This is a genomic window from Sulfurospirillum diekertiae, assembly GCF_011769985.2.
Taxonomy (GTDB): Bacteria; Campylobacterota; Campylobacteria; order Campylobacterales; family Sulfurospirillaceae; genus Sulfurospirillum; species Sulfurospirillum diekertiae.
The window spans coordinates 1825893-1841432 of sequence record NZ_CP039734.2 but is presented as its reverse complement, the minus strand read 5'-3'; the positions used below and the strand labels follow the sequence as shown (position 1 = coordinate 1841432).

Below are 15540 nucleotides of genomic sequence, written 5' to 3'. Positions count from 1 at the left end.
GTTTAAAAGAATTACATGAACTTACAAGAACCTTGTTTAACCTGTATTTATGACCAAACAAAACGTGTGTGTGAACTCCTACATGTAAATGATGAGCAAGCAAAGTCCATTGATACTCTGGCCCAAAATCAGATTCTATTATTTGATAAAAACCAAAACCCTCCACTGAATGCGGCTCCTTTGTATGAAGCAATGGCAGAGCTTTTAAAGCTTGACGATCTTTATGCAGATTTTAAAAAAGCCTCCTCCCAAAAAGCCAAAGCTTTTCTTCCATTGTGCGAAGCAAAAATCAATGCAAGTTCCAATAAACTTTTTGAAGCAACCAAAACGGCTGTTGCAGGCAATGTGATTGACCTTGCAGCTGTGATGTTATATGATCTGGAAGAAGAACTAGAGAAGATTTACCATACCCCATTTGCCATTGATGATTTTAATGCCCTTGAGGCTCAACTGGCAAAGACAAAAATATTAGTTTACTTAGCAGACAATGCAGGGGAAGAGATTTTTGATAAACTCTACATTCAAACTATCACAGAACTCTATCCAGATATTGAAGTTTACTATTTTGTACGAGGTCGTCCTATCATCAATGATCTTACATGTAAAGACGCACTAGCTTCTGGGATGAATGAAGTCGCCGTAATTGTTGATAGTGGTGTTCCCACTCCTGGTCTTGTCATAGAGCATATGAATGAAAAAGCACGTGTTATTTTTGAAAAAGCAGACTGTATTATCTCCAAAGGGATGGGAAACTATGAATGTTTAGGCGAAACCGAAGGGTTACCGATTTTTTTCCTCTTTAAAGTGAAATGCAATGTGGTAGCCCAAGCTGTGGGGGCACAGCTTGGTAATATTATCTGTAAACGAGGAATTTAACTAAGCTCTATATAGGCATCATGGAGTTTTTTCACACCATCTTCAATCTGTTCTAAACTTGAGTTCGTGTAGTTGAGGCGTCCGTAAGAGCTGACACGTTTATCGGCAAAGAAAACACTTCCCGGCACAAAGGCAACCCCTTTTTTGATGGCGACATCAAACAGTTTCATACTGTCATCACATTTTTTAAAATTAACCCAAATAAACATACCACCCTCAGGTACGACGAACTCAATGCTCTCTTTAAAATAGGTGTGGAGTGCTTTTACCATGGCATCTCGTTTGGGACGGTAATATTGGATCAACGTTTTGGTATGCTCTTGTAATTCACCACTTTGCATCATCTTTGCACAAATGTGTTGAAAAAACTTAGAATTTTGCAAATCCGTACTCTCTTTACTGAGTGTTAATGCACTGATAATTTCTTTAGGTGCTCTCATCCAACCGATGCGAAAATCGGGTGCTAAAGTTTTTGAAAATGTTCCCAGCGCGATGGTGAGTTCAGGCAATAAATCAGCAAAGGCTGTCGTTTGAACACCATCATATCGTAGAGCTTCATAAGGACTATCTTCAAGTAAAATAACGTTGTATTTTTTAGCAATCCGCACCACTTCTTTGCGGGTTTCAAGGGTATATGAATAACCTGTTGGGTTTTGAAAAATGGGTATCGTATAGAAAAATTTAGGTGAATAATCGCGAAATAACGCTTCAAGCACAACCGTATCAACACCGTTTGCGTTGAGTGGCGCTGCTTTGATCGTTGCATTGTACATATGGAAAAGCCCCAGTGCTGCAAGGTAGCTTGGATCTTCAACGATAATACAATCTTTTTCATCCAAAAAAGTTTTACAGACTAAATCAAGCCCTTGTTGTGAACCGTTGGTCAACATAATTTCTGCTGATGTCGTGCCCACATATTTTTTAGCAATCTCAACTTTGAGCGCCTCAACACCGGAAGCATTGCTGTATTGGAACAGACGATTATCTTCTGTCTCAAAAAGTTTTTTGGCATGTTTTTCAATGCTGTCTCTTGGGAAAAGAGCGGCATCAGGAAGTCCGCCAGCAAAAGAGATAATGGAGCTTTGTGCCGTTAAGTCTAAGATCGTTCGCGTAAATGAACGTGATGCGGTGGTAACACGTTTTGCAAATTTGGTTTGCATTGCCTAGCCTTTATTAAAAATGTATCGAAATTATAGCGCTTCTTCTTTGTATTAGCCACATGAAATGAGGGATTAGTTTTGTCCATTTGTGCTATAATTGTTTCATGAAACAGAAACAAATCACAAAAAATGATCATATTGAGCGCGTCAATGAAGTGCTTTTTTATATCCATGGAGATATTGCAAAGAATTTTGGCGTGGATGAGCTCTCCTCTTTGGTGGCAATGTCTCCGTTTCATTTCAATCGTATTTTTAAAGAAGTGACAAGTGAAAGTCTGCACGCTTACATTAAGCGTGTTAAGCTTGAACATGCGGCTAATCTTTTACTTTTTAACCCAGAAGCTACGATAACGCACATTATGCATGAAGTGGGTTTTATCTCCAATGCTTCCTTCTCGCAAGCCTTTAAAGAGAATTTTGGTGTTACCCCGACCAAATGGCGCGAAGTGGACAAAGCCAATGAAAACAGAGACTATACGTTTGTGGATAAACCTTTACATGTAAAGATTGGTACGATGCCTAGTTTTGATGTGGCCTATGTGAGGCATAAAGGGTATGATCGCAGCATTAAGATGGCGTGGTTGAAGCTTCAAGAGTGGGCATTACGTCAAGGTATCGACTTTTCTGAACAAACAATGATTGGGTTACATCATAGTAATCCACGCTTTGTAGAGTCCTCTTTGTGTCATTATGTGGCATGTTTAGAACTTCCCTTGGGTAAAAAATATTATCGAAGTGCGGAAGTTGGTGTAATGCGGATCCCTCAAACCTTTTGTGCCGTTTTTTCATTGCAAGGTGTGTATGGTGATCTTAAAAAATTTATGGATGTCATTTACCATGAATGGCTTCCCAAAAGTAATTACGAAAAGGCATCGCTTCCCTCTTTTGCGGTATATCGAAAAAATCATTTTATCAATGCCAATGAGACGTTTGATCTGGACTTTTGTGTTCCCGTACGATTTAAATAAATAAAATTATCATTAATTCATCCTTTTAAGCAACCACCAAACAAACCAAGGTTACAATCTTCAAAGATCACAAAAATGACACAAGGAGTTTGTTTTGGATGCACTGTTCTTAATTGTTCCGATTGGGGTTGCTTCAACGCTATTTGTCTTTTTCTTTTTTGAGAAAAGAGCCATTGCTGCTAAGAAACTTAAAGAGTCTAAAGGCTTACCCGCTCCGAGTGTAGAAGATTTTTATGAGAAGTTTCAGCGCTATGAAACACTCTTTAATGTAATTGGTTTTTTTATAGCTTCTTATGTGATTTCATTAGCCCTAGCAAGCATCACGTATAATCCAAGCTATGGGTTAACCCATGCACTCTCTTATATTTTTGCAACAACATTTATTGGGACAATCATTATTTTTGGAATGAAACTGAAAAAAAGCATTTTAATACAAGTATTTGCCACATTTTTGTATGGGGCACCACATATTGTAGCCTCATCGCTTGCATTTTTAACACGCTATATCATCGGCTAAAATTACAAGGACGCTATTTGGCGTCCGTTTCTTCTAAGCCTTTTTTGTTATAATATGCAAAAAAGAGTCTCTATGAAATACCCTCCAATTTTTATTACTGCTACCAATACGGATATTGGGAAAACCTATACCACTCTTAAACTTCTTGAAGCACTCAGCGCAAAAGGACTCAAGGTTGGTGTTATGAAACCTATTGAGACAGGTGTTATCACGCATCCTTTAGACGCTACAGTGTTGTTTGAAAATGCAAAACGTTTAAATCCTGCACTTGAAGTCCTAAAGATGAGGGATATTACGCCATATCAATTTGAACTTCCAGCTGCTCCTTATGTTGCAAAAGGGCGTAAGAAAATTAGTTTAGAGTTATTGGAAAGTGCTTACGCAAAGATCGAAGCATTGTGTGATATTGTCCTCATTGAAGGAGCAGGCGGACTTCTAGTTCCGATTGAAGAAGATCTCTACATGTACGATTTTATTCGTCTCTTTCATGCCAAAACACTCTTGGTTGGGCATGACCAACTAGGATGTATTAACGATATTTTGCTCAATCTTCACCTTTTAGATGGTCTAGGGGTAGATGATTATGAATGGTGCATCAATTTTAGAGGTGATCGTACCCGTTTCGATGAAATCACTCTGCCATTTTTTAAAAAACTATTCGGCAGAGTGCTTTCGCTTCAAGACGATTGCGATGAAATCATCAAAAGTTTAGTAAGTTACCATGACGTCGAGGTGGATAAACTCTAAGGGTTTGTCCGAATACTTCACGATCGTTTGACCTTTGTAATTGGCGGTATTGCGGTATCCCATAAACTGCTCAGAACTTTTTTCTTCATAGCGTGTGGTACAACGTCGTTCCATGCGATAACCGGGAGGCGGAGGTGTACTGCTCGCACTTTGTTCGCCGATATTTTTACCCACGAGGGTTCCTACGATGGCTCCACCCACAGTTGCGGCTGTATTACCCTTGCCACTACCAATTTGGTGTCCTAAAACGCCACCTGCGACACCGCCGATGAGTGCTCCTGCAACGCCGCTTCCTTCGCTAGGTGGTGGAGGAGCGTATTGTACGGCGACTTGTTCATCCCAACACTCTTGGTACGGTACCCGCGACGTGACCATTCGGTACTCGGGTTTACTGGTGATCACGCGTACCTCTTCTGCCATATGCATGGTCTCCGCATAAAGGAGAGAACTCACAAACAGAAGCGGGGCGTAAAAGATTTTTTTCATGTTACCTCCTTTTTCGCGGAATTGTACCACAGAGAATTGAATGAAGTGTTAACGAAACTTACAGTCAAATTTTGTTATTATTTTCGCAAAATCATCAAGGAGCGGTGCGTGAACCATTTGATTAATACACGGGATTTTTCGTTGGAAGAGATTGAGAAGTTGCTTGAGAGAGCAACAGAGTTTTTGGATGAAAAACCACGAGAAATTTTAAAAAATAAAACGGTCATTACCATCTTTTTTGAAAACTCTACTAGAACACGAAGTAGTTTTGAAATTGCAGCCAAACGCCTTGGTGCAATGGTTGTTAGTCTTGATGTCTCACGTAGCTCTTCCAGCAAAGGTGAAACACTTTTTGATACCGCGGCAAATCTTGATGCCATGGGACCTGATGCTATCGTGGTACGTCATAAAAGCTCAGGGGTACCACATATCTTAGCTAACTATGTTAACTGCCCAATTGTCAACGGTGGAGATGGCGCTCACGCTCACCCGACGCAAGCCTTGCTCGATCTGTTTACCATGAAACGCCATTTTGGTGATGTTCGTGGTAAAAAAGTGGCCATTGTGGGAGATATCAAAAACTCCAGAGTTGCGAACAGCAACATTGAGCTTCTAGCGCGAGTAGGCGTTGAAGTCATTTTAGTAGGACCACCACATTTCTTGCCTCAAACAGACCTTCGCGTATACCACACTATTGAAGAAGTGATTGATGAAGTCGATGTGATTATGAGTTTACGTGCCCAAACGGAGCGCCACGCAAATCAAATTTATGCTTCACTGAAAGATTATGGTGCTGATTTTTGCATCACGTCAAAACTCATGGGAGATCGTGACATCATCATTCTTCATCCAGGCCCTGTACACCGTAATGTCGATGTCGATGATTTTATGATGAAAGATCCACGCTCTAAAATTTTAGAGCAAGTTAAAAATGGTGTAGCCGTGAGAATGGCGGTTTTGGAGAAGCTGATTGAACATTGAGTTTGCCTCGAAACTCAATGCCTTTGGTAAGGAGAAAACACCTTTCTTCTTTATGATTGATTATGCGGCAAAACAGTTTGAGGCATTTGTTCTTGATGCCATTCCTCATGGTGTTTTATACCAATTAGAAACCCAAAGTAATGCCTCTAATACTTTTACATGTAAAGATTTTTCTTGGTCGAAAACACCTCCTTCAAAAGAGCAGTATCGTGCTCAGATGGAAGCGGTTATTGAAGAGATAAAAGCAGGCAATACCTATTTGCTTAACCTGACATCTCCTACACGAATTGAGCTCTCGTGTTCACTCGAAAATCTTTTTTATACCGCCAATGCTCCGTTTAAACTCTGTTATCATGAAGCATTTGTCTGTTTTTCACCCGAGCGTTTTGTAGAAATAAGGAACAATCGCATCAGCACCTATCCGATGAAAGGTACGATTGATGCGAGCATTCCTAATGCTAAGGAGATGATCTTAAACGATGAGAAAGAAAAAGCGGAGCACGTGATGGTGGTTGATCTTTTACGCAATGACCTCTCTATGGTGTCAAAAGACATGCGTGTGGAGCAGTTTCGCTACGTAGAAAAGATTCAAGCAGGCAACAAAGAGCTTTTACAGGTTAGCTCCAAGATCACAGGGATGTTGGATGAAAATTGGCATAATAATGTTGGCACGATCCTTGCAACATTATTGCCTGCTGGTTCTATCAGTGGCACACCCAAACGCAGTAGCGTGGAGATTATAAAACGTCTTGAAGGTTACGATAGGGGCTTTTTTACGGGCATCTTTGGTATCTATGATGGAAAAACTTTAGATAGCGCTGTGATGATTCGCTTTTTGGAAAAGACAAAAGAGGGCTATATGTTTAAAAGTGGTGGCGGTATTACGCTTTTGAGTGAGGCAGCAAAGGAGTACGATGAGTTGTGTGATAAAGTCTACATCCCCCTGTTTTGAGACGCTCAAAGCGGTAGATGGCGAAATTTTCCACCTTGCCTTTCATCAGGCACGGTTTGATCAAACGCGTCAAGCGCTTTACGGCTCAATGTCTAAAATCGTTCTCTCAGAACATTTGGCTCCTCCCAAGGAGGGAATTTATCGAGTACGTGTTGAATATGCCGAAGCGCTTCAGAAAATTGAGTATATTCCTTGCGCTCTACACACACTTCAAACATTTGCATTCGTCGAGACTGAAATAGATTACGCATATAAATATTGTAATCGAGAGGCTTTAAATGTCCATTTACAAGGAAATAGTGATGATGTTATCTTTACATGTAAAGGGAAGCTTCAAGATACGAGTATCGCAAATATTGCGCTTTTAATTGATGGTGAATGGAAAACGCCACTTCATCCACTTTTAAAAGGAACGACACGAGAGCGATTGCTTAAAAGTGGTGCACTCAAAGCTGAAGTTTTGGACATGAAAAGCCTTCAAAAAGCTCAGAAATTTGCTATAATGAATGCACTTATAGGATTTAAAATCATTGATAACGTATTATGGATAAAGGAATAAATTTGAATTGGGATCTTTCAGCACTCTATGAAAATGAAACCGTATTAGAAGCGGATTTAAAAGATGCCGCATCACGTGCAAAAAGTTTTGCGTCTGTTTGCAAAGGTAAACTTAAAGAGTTACATGTTAATGAGTTCTTAGAATCAATTAGAGAGTATGAATCGATCAATGAGACCTTGGGTCGCATTATGACGTATGCTTTTTTAAAGTTTGCCACCAATAGTGATAATGGTGGATTTTATGCCAAATATCAGCAAGCCCATAGCACTATCGCTGAAGATCTTCTCTTTTTTGAACTTGAATTTAACAAGCTTTCTAAACCAAAACAAGAAGAGTTGATCGCAGCGGCTCCCACCTATAAATATTATTTAGAATCACTGATGGAAGAGAAGCCTTATCAGCTTAGTCAAAAAGAAGAGCGTATTCTTCTTAAAAAAGAGATGACGTCATTTTCAGCATTTAGCAGACTTTTCGATGAACACTTTAGCCGCTTGAAGTTTTCTTATGAGGGCGAAAAGCTCTCCGAAGAGGAGATACTTAGCAAACTTCAAGACTCCAATCGTGAAGTGCGTCAAAAAGTAGCCAGTGCTTTTACAAAAGGGCTTAAACCGCATCAGCCACTTTTGGCATATATTTTCAATATGATTAAAACGGATCTTGCAAGTGAATGTGAACTTCGTGGCTATAAAAATGCGGAACAGTCACGCCATATGGATAATAAAATTACACAAAAAAGTGTCGACGCTTTGGTTAAAAGTGCTGAAAGTAGTTTTCATTTGGTACAAGATTATTACGTGCAAAAAGCAAAACTTTTGGGGCTCACTGAGCTTTATGAATACGATCGTTATGCTCCATTGGAAGAATCTACCGAAAAATTTGATTTTCAAACATCGAAGAAAATAGTGCTAGATGCTTTCAAAAAGTTTAACCCTAAGTTTTATGAAATTGCCTCTATGGCTTTTGAAAAAGGGTGGATTGATGTATTCCCTAAAGATAAAAAAAGAGGCGGGGCATTTTCTCATCCTGCAACACCGAGTACACATCCCTATGTGCTTTTAAACCATACCGATACGAGACGTGACCTCTTTACTTTGGCGCATGAACTAGGGCATGCGATTCATCAGTATCTCTCACGCGACGTCGGCTATCTTGGCAGTGATACACCTTTAACGACGTCTGAAACAGCTTCTGTCTTTGCGGAAATGCTTGCCTTTGATGCTATTAAAGACAATTTGAGTGTGAGTGAAAAACGCTCTTTATATGCCAGTAAAATTGAAGATATTTTTTCTACCCTTTACCGACAAATCAATTTCACAACGTTTGAGCGTAAAGTACATGCGCATGAAGGCGAGTTGGATCTTGAGACATTTAACCAATATTGGATGCAAGAGAGTCAAAAAATGTTTGGCAAGAGTATTACACTCACAAAAGATTACGCGCTTTGGTGGAGCTATATACCTCATTTTATTCACTCACCTTTTTACTGTTATGCCTACAGTTATGGGCAATTACTGGTTTTAGCACTTTACGGATTGTATAAAAAAAGTGATAAAGCAGTCTTTGTTCAAAATTACACAAGCTTTTTGAGTGCAGGTGGAAGTCAAAGTCCAAAAGAGTTGATTAAAAAATTTGGGTTTGATATTGAAGATGAGCATTTTTGGCAATTAGGTATTAGCGAAATAGAATCCCTCTTAGCAGAATTTAAAGGAATGTGCGATGCTTGAAGCGTTACTTGGGAGTGAAGAGTTTTATGGATTAATGAAAAGGCACACCAAAGAGGTGTTGGAGTTGTTGCTTAAGCGTGGGGTAAATTTTTCAATTTTAACAAATATCTCTGATGTTACCTTTGATCCTGAGTTGCCTTCTGAAATCAGACAAAATTTTAAGCCGATTACGATGTTCTTTTTAGCAGGGTATACCTTTGAGAGTACCCAAGTTTACAATGGAAGAATTAGCTTTGAAGCAGGGTTTGGTAGCGATAATTTTGGCTCTTTGGTTAGTTTACCGATTGAAGCAATTTTACAGATTATTATTGAAGAGATTCCTGTATTTATTAACTTAAGTACACCTCCAAAATCTCACGTAAAAGTGCCTAAAGAGACTGGACTAAAACGCTCAATGGAAGCGCTTATGTCCAATCCTAATAATCAAAAGCTTATTAAAAAGTAGCACTAAGCTTTAATCTCTTGTTTGCTCATAATGTAGTTGATAACATTGTCAATCAGCGCATCATGTTTACGATCTTTGATGTAACAAAGATAGAGCATACGTGTCAATTTCAAGCCTTTCATCTTTGTGGTATAGAGCAACCCATTTTCTAACTCATCAGCAATAATATGTTTTGAGATAATGGAAACAGTTGGTGTATCTTCGATATTTGCTTTCATCAGTGTATGTTTGACTGCGGTCGAACTCGTGACAATACTTTTAACTTTAAAACTTTTACAATCCACATCCATTTTCTCAAATGTTTCATGAATAATCTTGCGTGTATTGGACTCTTCTTCGCGACAGATCCAATTATAAGAGAGTAAATCTTCTTTTTTAACCAGTTTAGGCAGAGGTGAGCGACTGGTAATTACGAGTTCATCTTCTAACCATTCGCGGTAAATAATTCCCTCTTGAAAGATAGGTGCTTCAATGAGTGCTAAGTCCACTTTTTTATCAAGCAGTTTTTCAGTAATTTCTGCAGCATCTTCCACTTTGAGCATGACATTATTTTTAATGGCTTCTTGTATGTCATTCAAAAAATTTGGCAGAATATAGTTACCAATCATTGGTGACGCTCCAAGCACAAAAATAACCTCTTTATTCACAAGACGCAGCATCTCTCTCTCAGCCGCTAAAAGGTGTTTTTCAAGCTTGATAGCTACCTTGAAAAGTTCTTCACCTGCGGTGGTGAGTTTGATACCATTTTTTTTACGATCCACAATTTGAATATCTAAGTATTCTTCAAGAAGTTTTATCTGTTGTGTGACAGCAGGTTGGCTGATGCCAAGTTTTTTAGAAGCTTTAGAAAAGCTTTTTTCTCGTACAACGGTCAAAAAGGTTTCCACTTTTGAGAAATCTTTCAGCATGAAATAATCCTTTTATTGTATAAATATTTTTGATAACACTTGAAAGATTATAACAAAAAATAATAACAAAAACAATGGATAATGCTACACTTTTTTGATCAAAACTTTTGTTTATCGTAGCGTTTCAATCATGAAAAAAATCTGTAGAGTTTTGCTTAAAGTTTTTTTGCTATAATAAATACAATTTATATCATAAAAAAGTAGATGAACGTATGCAAGATTTAACGATGTTAAACGAGTCACAACAAGATGCGGTAAAATGTGTAGATGGCCCTGTACTCATCTTAGCCGGTGCAGGAAGTGGAAAAACCAAAACGATCACGTCGCGCTTGGCTTATTTACTCTCCTTAGGGATTCCACCTGCCAATACCTTGACGCTCACCTTTACGAACAAAGCTGCTTGTGAGATGCGAGAGCGTGCTATGGCGATGATAGAGGAGCATACGTATCCACCGCTTTTATGTACGTTTCATAAATTTGGTCTGCTTTTTTTAAAGTTTCACATCGAAAAAATAGGGCGTAAAAATAGCTTTGTGGTCATTGATACCGATGATAAAAAGCGCATTTTAAAGAGCTTTAGTACCAGTACTGAACTTCCAACGGGAATGATTGCCAGTGAGATTTCACGCTATAAAACTTCCTTGATTGATCCAAAAGTGGCATGGGAGAAAGCAGAGCAAAAAAGCTACCAAGTCATCGCTAAAATTTATGAGCAGTATGAAGACTATTTGGAGTCCAATAACTTGGTTGATTTCGATGATCTTTTAGTGCTTCCTTATAAAATTTTAGAAAGTGATGATGCTTTGTGTGAAGAGGTGAGTCATCGCTATCAGTACATCATGGTCGATGAGTATCAAGATACCAATGAACTTCAATACAAATTGCTGCGCAAACTCTGTTTTAGCCATAACAATCTTTGTGTTGTGGGTGATGATGACCAGAGTATTTATGGATGGCGTGGCGCAAACATTAAAAATATTTTAGAATTTCACGAATCATTTGACAATGTTAAAATCGTGAAGTTAGAAAAAAACTACCGTTCTACTACACAAATTCTAAAAGCGGCGAATGATTTGATTGAGCACAATCGTGGACGTATTGGCAAAGTGCTTGAAAGTACCAAGGGTGATGGCAAAGCTATTGAAGTGATGGACTCACACGATGAAAATCAAGAGGCACATTCTATTGCAAAACGCATTAAAAAACTCATTCTCAGTGGTGTGAGCCCTAATGAAATTGCTGTTTTGTACCGCATCAATGCGCTCAGTCGTTCCTTAGAAGAGGGGTTAAATAAAGAGCAGGTTCCTTACAATATGGTAGGTGGTGTCAAGTTTTACGAACGTGCTGAAGTCAAGGATGTCATCAGTTATCTGCGTGTGATTGCCAACCCTCACGATGATTTTTCCATTAAACGCATTATCAATCGTCCGAAGCGTGGACTGGGAAAAGTCACCATTGAACGTATGATTAAATCTGCCTACGATAACCGTCAATCCATTTATGAGTACATTACATGTAATGAATCTGCCATTGAAAAAGAGGCAACAAAGAAAGCTTCCTTGGCGCTTAAAGAGTTTGTTCAAAATATCGCGCATATTCGGAGCATTCAGGAAAATTCCACCTACGATATGATTGATGCAATTGAAGAGTCTTTTGCCATAAAAGAGTATTACAACAACCAACCTGACTCGTTGGAACGTATCTCAAACATTGATGAATTTTACGGACTTTTTCGTGATTATGTCAAGCAAAATCCTCAAATGAATGTGGACGATTTTCTAAATGAACTTGCACTGCAAAGTGATCAAGACCAAATTGACAGTGAAAATATCTCTATTATGAGCATTCATGCGAGTAAAGGCTTGGAGTTTGAGTATCTTTTTGTGATTGGTTTGGAAGAGGGTTTCTTCCCACTGATAGGAGATGGTAGTGACATCGAAGAAGAGCGACGTCTAGGGTATGTTGCCATTACCCGTGCTAAAAAAGAGCTCACGCTGAGTTTTTCTGCGAGTCGTTTTTACAAAGGGCGTAGAACCGAGCTGACCAAAAGCCGTTTCTTGAAAGAAGCAGGGGTGTGTGAAGGAAGTTTGATTTTTGAAAAAACGACTTCCTTTAAAAAAGGTGATTTGGTCAAGCACAAAATCTTTGGCATTGGTCGTGTCACAGAGATCAGCAAAGTGGGACGAGAGTTTAAATTGCAAATTAATTTTAGTGGTACAAGGCGTGATATTTTGGCATCCTTTGTGGAGAAGATTTAGTGGATAACCGCCTTTTTGTTGCCTATAAGCCTTCAGGTATGGTTTCAAACCATTTTTTAAGCCGCATTAAACGACGTTACACTGTGAAAAAAGCAGGATTTTCAGGCACGCTTGATCCGTTTGCGCAGGGCGTTTTGATTATTGCCTTTGGGCAGTTTACAAAATTGTTCCGTTTTTTGAAAAAAGCGCCAAAAACGTACCGCGCAACACTTTGGATAGGTGCATCAAGCCCAACACTCGATATCGAAAAAATCGAAAAAGTCGAACAGATGATGCCGTTTCATCCCGATTCTGTAACCTTTGTTCTTAAAAGTATGATGGGTGAAATGACCTATTTACCTCCAAAATATTCAGCTAAAAAAGTTGAAGGGGCAAGAGCGTATGATTTGGCACGTGCCGATAAAGACTTTGAGCTTAAAGCCATCACAAGTACTATTTATGACTGTCATTTAATCCACTACGCACATCCTTTTTTGACCTTTGAGATTACCATCTCTGAGGGTGGATATGTTCGTAGTATTGGGGCATTAATTGCTCAAAAACTTGGATTTTCTGGCTCTTTGAGTGCATTAGAACGGCTCAATGAAGGCGACTTTACCTATGAAAATGAGAAAGAGCTCAACCCATTAGATTATCTTGATCTTCCCACCAACGATTACCTTGGTGATTCTCACGATATTTTATTAGGGCGAAAGTTAAGTGTTGAAAACTTTAAGAAGCAAGAAGAAGGTATTTATCAAATTGTGATTGATGAAGTCCTTAGCGTTGTGGAAATCAGCGCAAATGGGGTAGAATATCTCTTAAATTCACTATCGCTAAAGGCGTAACATGTTAATACTCACACGAAAAATTGGAGAGGGTGTTGTTCTAAATGAAAATATTACCATTAGGGTCATCGAAATTTCTAAAGGTGTCGTGAAACTAGGCTTTGATGCACCTAAAGATATGCTTATTTTACGTGAAGAGTTAGAAAAAGCGATCAAAGAAGCGAACATTGAAGCGAGTAAAAATACGAGCCATGATGCGCTCGCTAGTTTGAGTTTTAAGCTTAAATAATGCAGTATCAAGCACACGCCAAAGTCAATATTTTTCTAAAAATCGTAGGAACACGTGGTCATTACCATGAGCTACTTTCACGCTTTATGCTTGTACCTTCTTTGTTTGATACGCTAAGCTTTGTTCCTAAAAAAAGTGCACAGCCTTTTGAACTTGTAGGTGATTTTAATTGTCCGTTAGAGCACAATACTTTGTATCGTACTTTCATGGTACTCAAAGAGCATGGATATGATCAAAAAGTGGAACAAGTCATGAAAGATTTTGCTTTACATGTAAAGAAAAATATTCCAACAGGATCGGGTCTGGGTGGCGGTAGTAGCGATAGTGCCACATTCTTGAAAATGCTCAATGAGACTGCCAGTTTAGGGCTTGATAGAGAAGCAATGATGCGCCTTGGAAGCGAAGTGGGCGCCGATGTTGCTTTTTTTGCCTCAGGTTATGAGAGTGCCAATGTCAGTGGTATTGGTGAAATTGTTGAGACGTTTGATGAAAACGCACTTGACATTGAAGTTTTTACACCCGCAGTTGCCTGTAATACAGCGTTGGTGTATAAAACCTATAGGGAATATTTCTTGCAATCAATGGATCAAGCGTTAGCTTCGAAAATGGTTGTACTTAAAAGTCCCGAATTGTTGAGCCGTTTTTCTAAGGAACAACTCAACGATCTTTTTCCAGCGTCTCTTAAGGCCTACCCAGAGCTTAGCAATTATGCTAAAAAAGGGTGGTTTTTTAGTGGCAGTGGAAGTAGTTTTTTTAGACTTAAAGAGGTACTTTAATGGGTGAACCCGTCGCACGCAATAAAAAAGCGTTCCATGATTATGAAATTTTAGAGAAGCTTGAAGCGGGTATTGTGCTTCAAGGTAGTGAAGTAAAGGCCATTCGTCAAGGCAGAGTGAATCTGAAAGATTCGTTTGTCAAGATTATTAAAGGGGAAGCATTTTTACTCAATGCGCATATTTCGCACCTTTCAACGGCCAATCTAAACTATGCTCCCAATGAGAGGGCTCCTCGTAAATTGCTTCTGCATATGAAGCAGTTACGTAAATGGGATATGAAAGTGGCCAAAGATGGCTTAACGATTGTGCCATTGGCAATTTATTTTAATAGCAAAAATCTTGCAAAAATTGAGATTGCCTTAGCGCGTGGAAAAAATGAGCATGATAAACGTGAGAGCTTGAAAGAGAAAGATGCGCAAAGAGAAGCTAAAACGGCGATCAAGAATTATGCTTACAAAGAGTAGTTTACATATTATTTATCTAAATAAAGTAGAATAAACCAAAAGTTATATGGGGAAACGTATGAAAAAGTTAATCAGTTCAATCATAATCGCAACACTGCTTTTGTTTACAGGATGTGGATCTGAATCATCAAGCGTATCAACAGTAAAAGAGACTTACAAAGATGGTGACAAAGTTGAGCTTAAAAGCGTTTCGGGTGCAAAATTGACACTGCTTCGCAAGAATGGTGGTTTTGTGCTTGAAGATGACGAAAACAAGGTTGTATTGATTGATATTTTTGGTACATTTTGTGCCCCATGTCAGGAAGAAGCACCCTCTTTGATGGATTTTCAACTTCAAAATGGTGATGGTGTTATGCTGATTGGTCTTAACTTTTTTGAAGATGTCAGTGATGAGTATGTTGTGGAGAATTTTGCAGCGAAGTACAATGCCTATTATTTTATTACCAATTCACCCAAAAATAAAAAATTGGTTGAGACGATTTTGCAAGACATTAAATATAAAGAAACCTTGCAAGTACCGTTTAAAGTCGTGTTAAAAGATGGAAAGTATCAAAATGTTACGGATATTTATGGTAAAAATCCAGATAATAAATTTTATCTTGGAAAAGTAGATTTGGATATTATCCAAAAAGATATCGATAAACTTACGGCACAATAGAGGCT

General features: G+C 38.7%; 18 protein-coding genes. 15 read left to right on the top strand and 3 right to left on the bottom strand.

The features are described 5' to 3' along the window. Positions 1-15 precede the first annotated feature (15 nt). Positions 16-876: a damage-control phosphatase ARMT1 family protein gene (locus tag FA584_RS09375; protein ID WP_096047058.1), complete on the top strand. Its 861-nt coding sequence runs from the start codon at positions 16-18 to the stop codon at positions 874-876. Here the strand turns inward: FA584_RS09375 and FA584_RS09370 are convergent. Next, positions 873-2036, bottom strand: a complete 1164-nt coding sequence (locus FA584_RS09370) for an aminotransferase-like domain-containing protein (RefSeq protein WP_167749267.1) — start codon at positions 2034-2036, stop codon at positions 873-875. The two genes, FA584_RS09375 and FA584_RS09370, sit on opposite strands and share 4 nt — an antisense overlap. A 104-nt stretch (positions 2037-2140) precedes the next feature. Between FA584_RS09370 and FA584_RS09365 the strand changes: the two genes are divergently transcribed. The 3 genes from FA584_RS09365 to bioD all read left to right on the top strand — a co-directional run bounded on the left by FA584_RS09365 (position 2141) and on the right by bioD (position 4268). Continuing rightward, positions 2141-3004, top strand: a complete 864-nt coding sequence (locus FA584_RS09365; protein WP_096047056.1) for an AraC family transcriptional regulator — start codon at positions 2141-2143, stop codon at positions 3002-3004. Positions 3005-3098: 94 nt separating this feature from the next. Continuing rightward, positions 3099-3521 (top strand): hypothetical protein, encoded by a 423-nt coding sequence (locus tag FA584_RS09360; protein WP_096047055.1) that lies wholly within the window; start codon positions 3099-3101, stop codon positions 3519-3521. A gap of 72 nt (positions 3522-3593) precedes the next feature. Then, positions 3594-4268 carry a dethiobiotin synthase gene (gene bioD / locus FA584_RS09355; RefSeq protein ID WP_096047054.1) on the top strand — a complete coding sequence of 225 codons (675 nt, stop codon included), beginning with the start codon at positions 3594-3596 and terminating at the stop codon, positions 4266-4268. On the opposite strand, the gene FA584_RS09350 is transcribed toward bioD, so the two are convergent. Further along, complete coding sequence (locus tag FA584_RS09350) at positions 4230-4754, bottom strand: glycine zipper 2TM domain-containing protein (protein WP_210394359.1); 525 nt, start codon at positions 4752-4754, stop codon at positions 4230-4232. The two genes, bioD and FA584_RS09350, sit on opposite strands and share 39 nt — an antisense overlap. A 108-nt stretch (positions 4755-4862) precedes the next feature. On the opposite strand from FA584_RS09350, the gene FA584_RS09345 reads away from it, so the two are divergent. From FA584_RS09345 to FA584_RS09325, 5 genes are read left to right on the top strand one after another with little or no spacing between them, the layout of a single operon-like run. Continuing rightward, a complete protein-coding gene (locus FA584_RS09345) occupies positions 4863-5735 on the top strand; it encodes an aspartate carbamoyltransferase catalytic subunit (protein WP_210394358.1) in 873 nt (290 codons plus the stop codon). Next, positions 5725-6687 carry an aminodeoxychorismate synthase component I gene (locus tag FA584_RS09340; protein ID WP_191342043.1) on the top strand — a complete coding sequence of 321 codons (963 nt, stop codon included), beginning with the start codon at positions 5725-5727 and terminating at the stop codon, positions 6685-6687. Before FA584_RS09345 ends, FA584_RS09340 begins: the two co-directional genes overlap by 11 nt. Then, positions 6650-7246, top strand: coding sequence for an aminotransferase class IV (locus FA584_RS09335; protein ID WP_167749264.1), 597 nt, complete (start codon positions 6650-6652; stop codon positions 7244-7246). The genes FA584_RS09340 and FA584_RS09335 overlap by 38 nt, the downstream gene beginning before the upstream one ends. Positions 7247-7248: 2 nt before the next feature. Further along, positions 7249-8970, top strand: a complete 1722-nt coding sequence (locus tag FA584_RS09330; RefSeq protein WP_167749263.1) for a M3 family oligoendopeptidase — start codon at positions 7249-7251, stop codon at positions 8968-8970. Beyond that, a complete protein-coding gene (locus FA584_RS09325; protein WP_096047051.1) occupies positions 8963-9415 on the top strand; it encodes a hypothetical protein in 453 nt (150 codons plus the stop codon). Before FA584_RS09330 ends, FA584_RS09325 begins: the two co-directional genes overlap by 8 nt. 2 nt (positions 9416-9417) lie before the next feature. Here FA584_RS09325 and FA584_RS09320 read toward each other — a convergent pair whose 3' ends face one another. Further along, the gene (locus FA584_RS09320; protein ID WP_096047050.1) at positions 9418-10323 is read right to left on the bottom strand and encodes a LysR substrate-binding domain-containing protein; all 906 of its coding nucleotides are present in this window, start codon (positions 10321-10323) and stop codon (positions 9418-9420) included. Between the two features lie 212 nt (positions 10324-10535). On the opposite strand from FA584_RS09320, the gene FA584_RS09315 reads away from it, so the two are divergent. Genes FA584_RS09315 through FA584_RS09290 form a run of 6 tightly spaced genes read left to right on the top strand, consistent with a single transcriptional unit; the run spans position 10536 to position 15535 of the window. Then, on the top strand, positions 10536-12581 hold the full coding sequence (locus FA584_RS09315) for an ATP-dependent helicase (RefSeq protein WP_096047049.1): 2046 nt from the start codon (positions 10536-10538) through the stop codon (positions 12579-12581). Further along, complete coding sequence (gene truB, locus FA584_RS09310; RefSeq protein WP_167749262.1) at positions 12581-13408, top strand: tRNA pseudouridine(55) synthase TruB; 828 nt, start codon at positions 12581-12583, stop codon at positions 13406-13408. The genes FA584_RS09315 and truB overlap by 1 nt, the downstream gene beginning before the upstream one ends. A gap of 1 nt (position 13409) precedes the next feature. After that, positions 13410-13637: a carbon storage regulator CsrA gene (gene csrA, locus FA584_RS09305; protein WP_096047047.1), complete on the top strand. Its 228-nt coding sequence runs from the start codon at positions 13410-13412 to the stop codon at positions 13635-13637. Further along, positions 13637-14413: a 4-(cytidine 5'-diphospho)-2-C-methyl-D-erythritol kinase gene (locus FA584_RS09300; RefSeq protein ID WP_191342042.1), complete on the top strand. Its 777-nt coding sequence runs from the start codon at positions 13637-13639 to the stop codon at positions 14411-14413. Before csrA ends, FA584_RS09300 begins: the two co-directional genes overlap by 1 nt. After that, complete coding sequence (smpB, locus tag FA584_RS09295; RefSeq protein WP_096047045.1) at positions 14413-14877, top strand: SsrA-binding protein SmpB; 465 nt, start codon at positions 14413-14415, stop codon at positions 14875-14877. Before FA584_RS09300 ends, smpB begins: the two co-directional genes overlap by 1 nt. Before the next feature lie 58 nt (positions 14878-14935). After that, positions 14936-15535 carry a TlpA disulfide reductase family protein gene (locus FA584_RS09290; RefSeq protein ID WP_167749261.1) on the top strand — a complete coding sequence of 200 codons (600 nt, stop codon included), beginning with the start codon at positions 14936-14938 and terminating at the stop codon, positions 15533-15535. Positions 15536-15540: the final 5 nt, after the last annotated feature.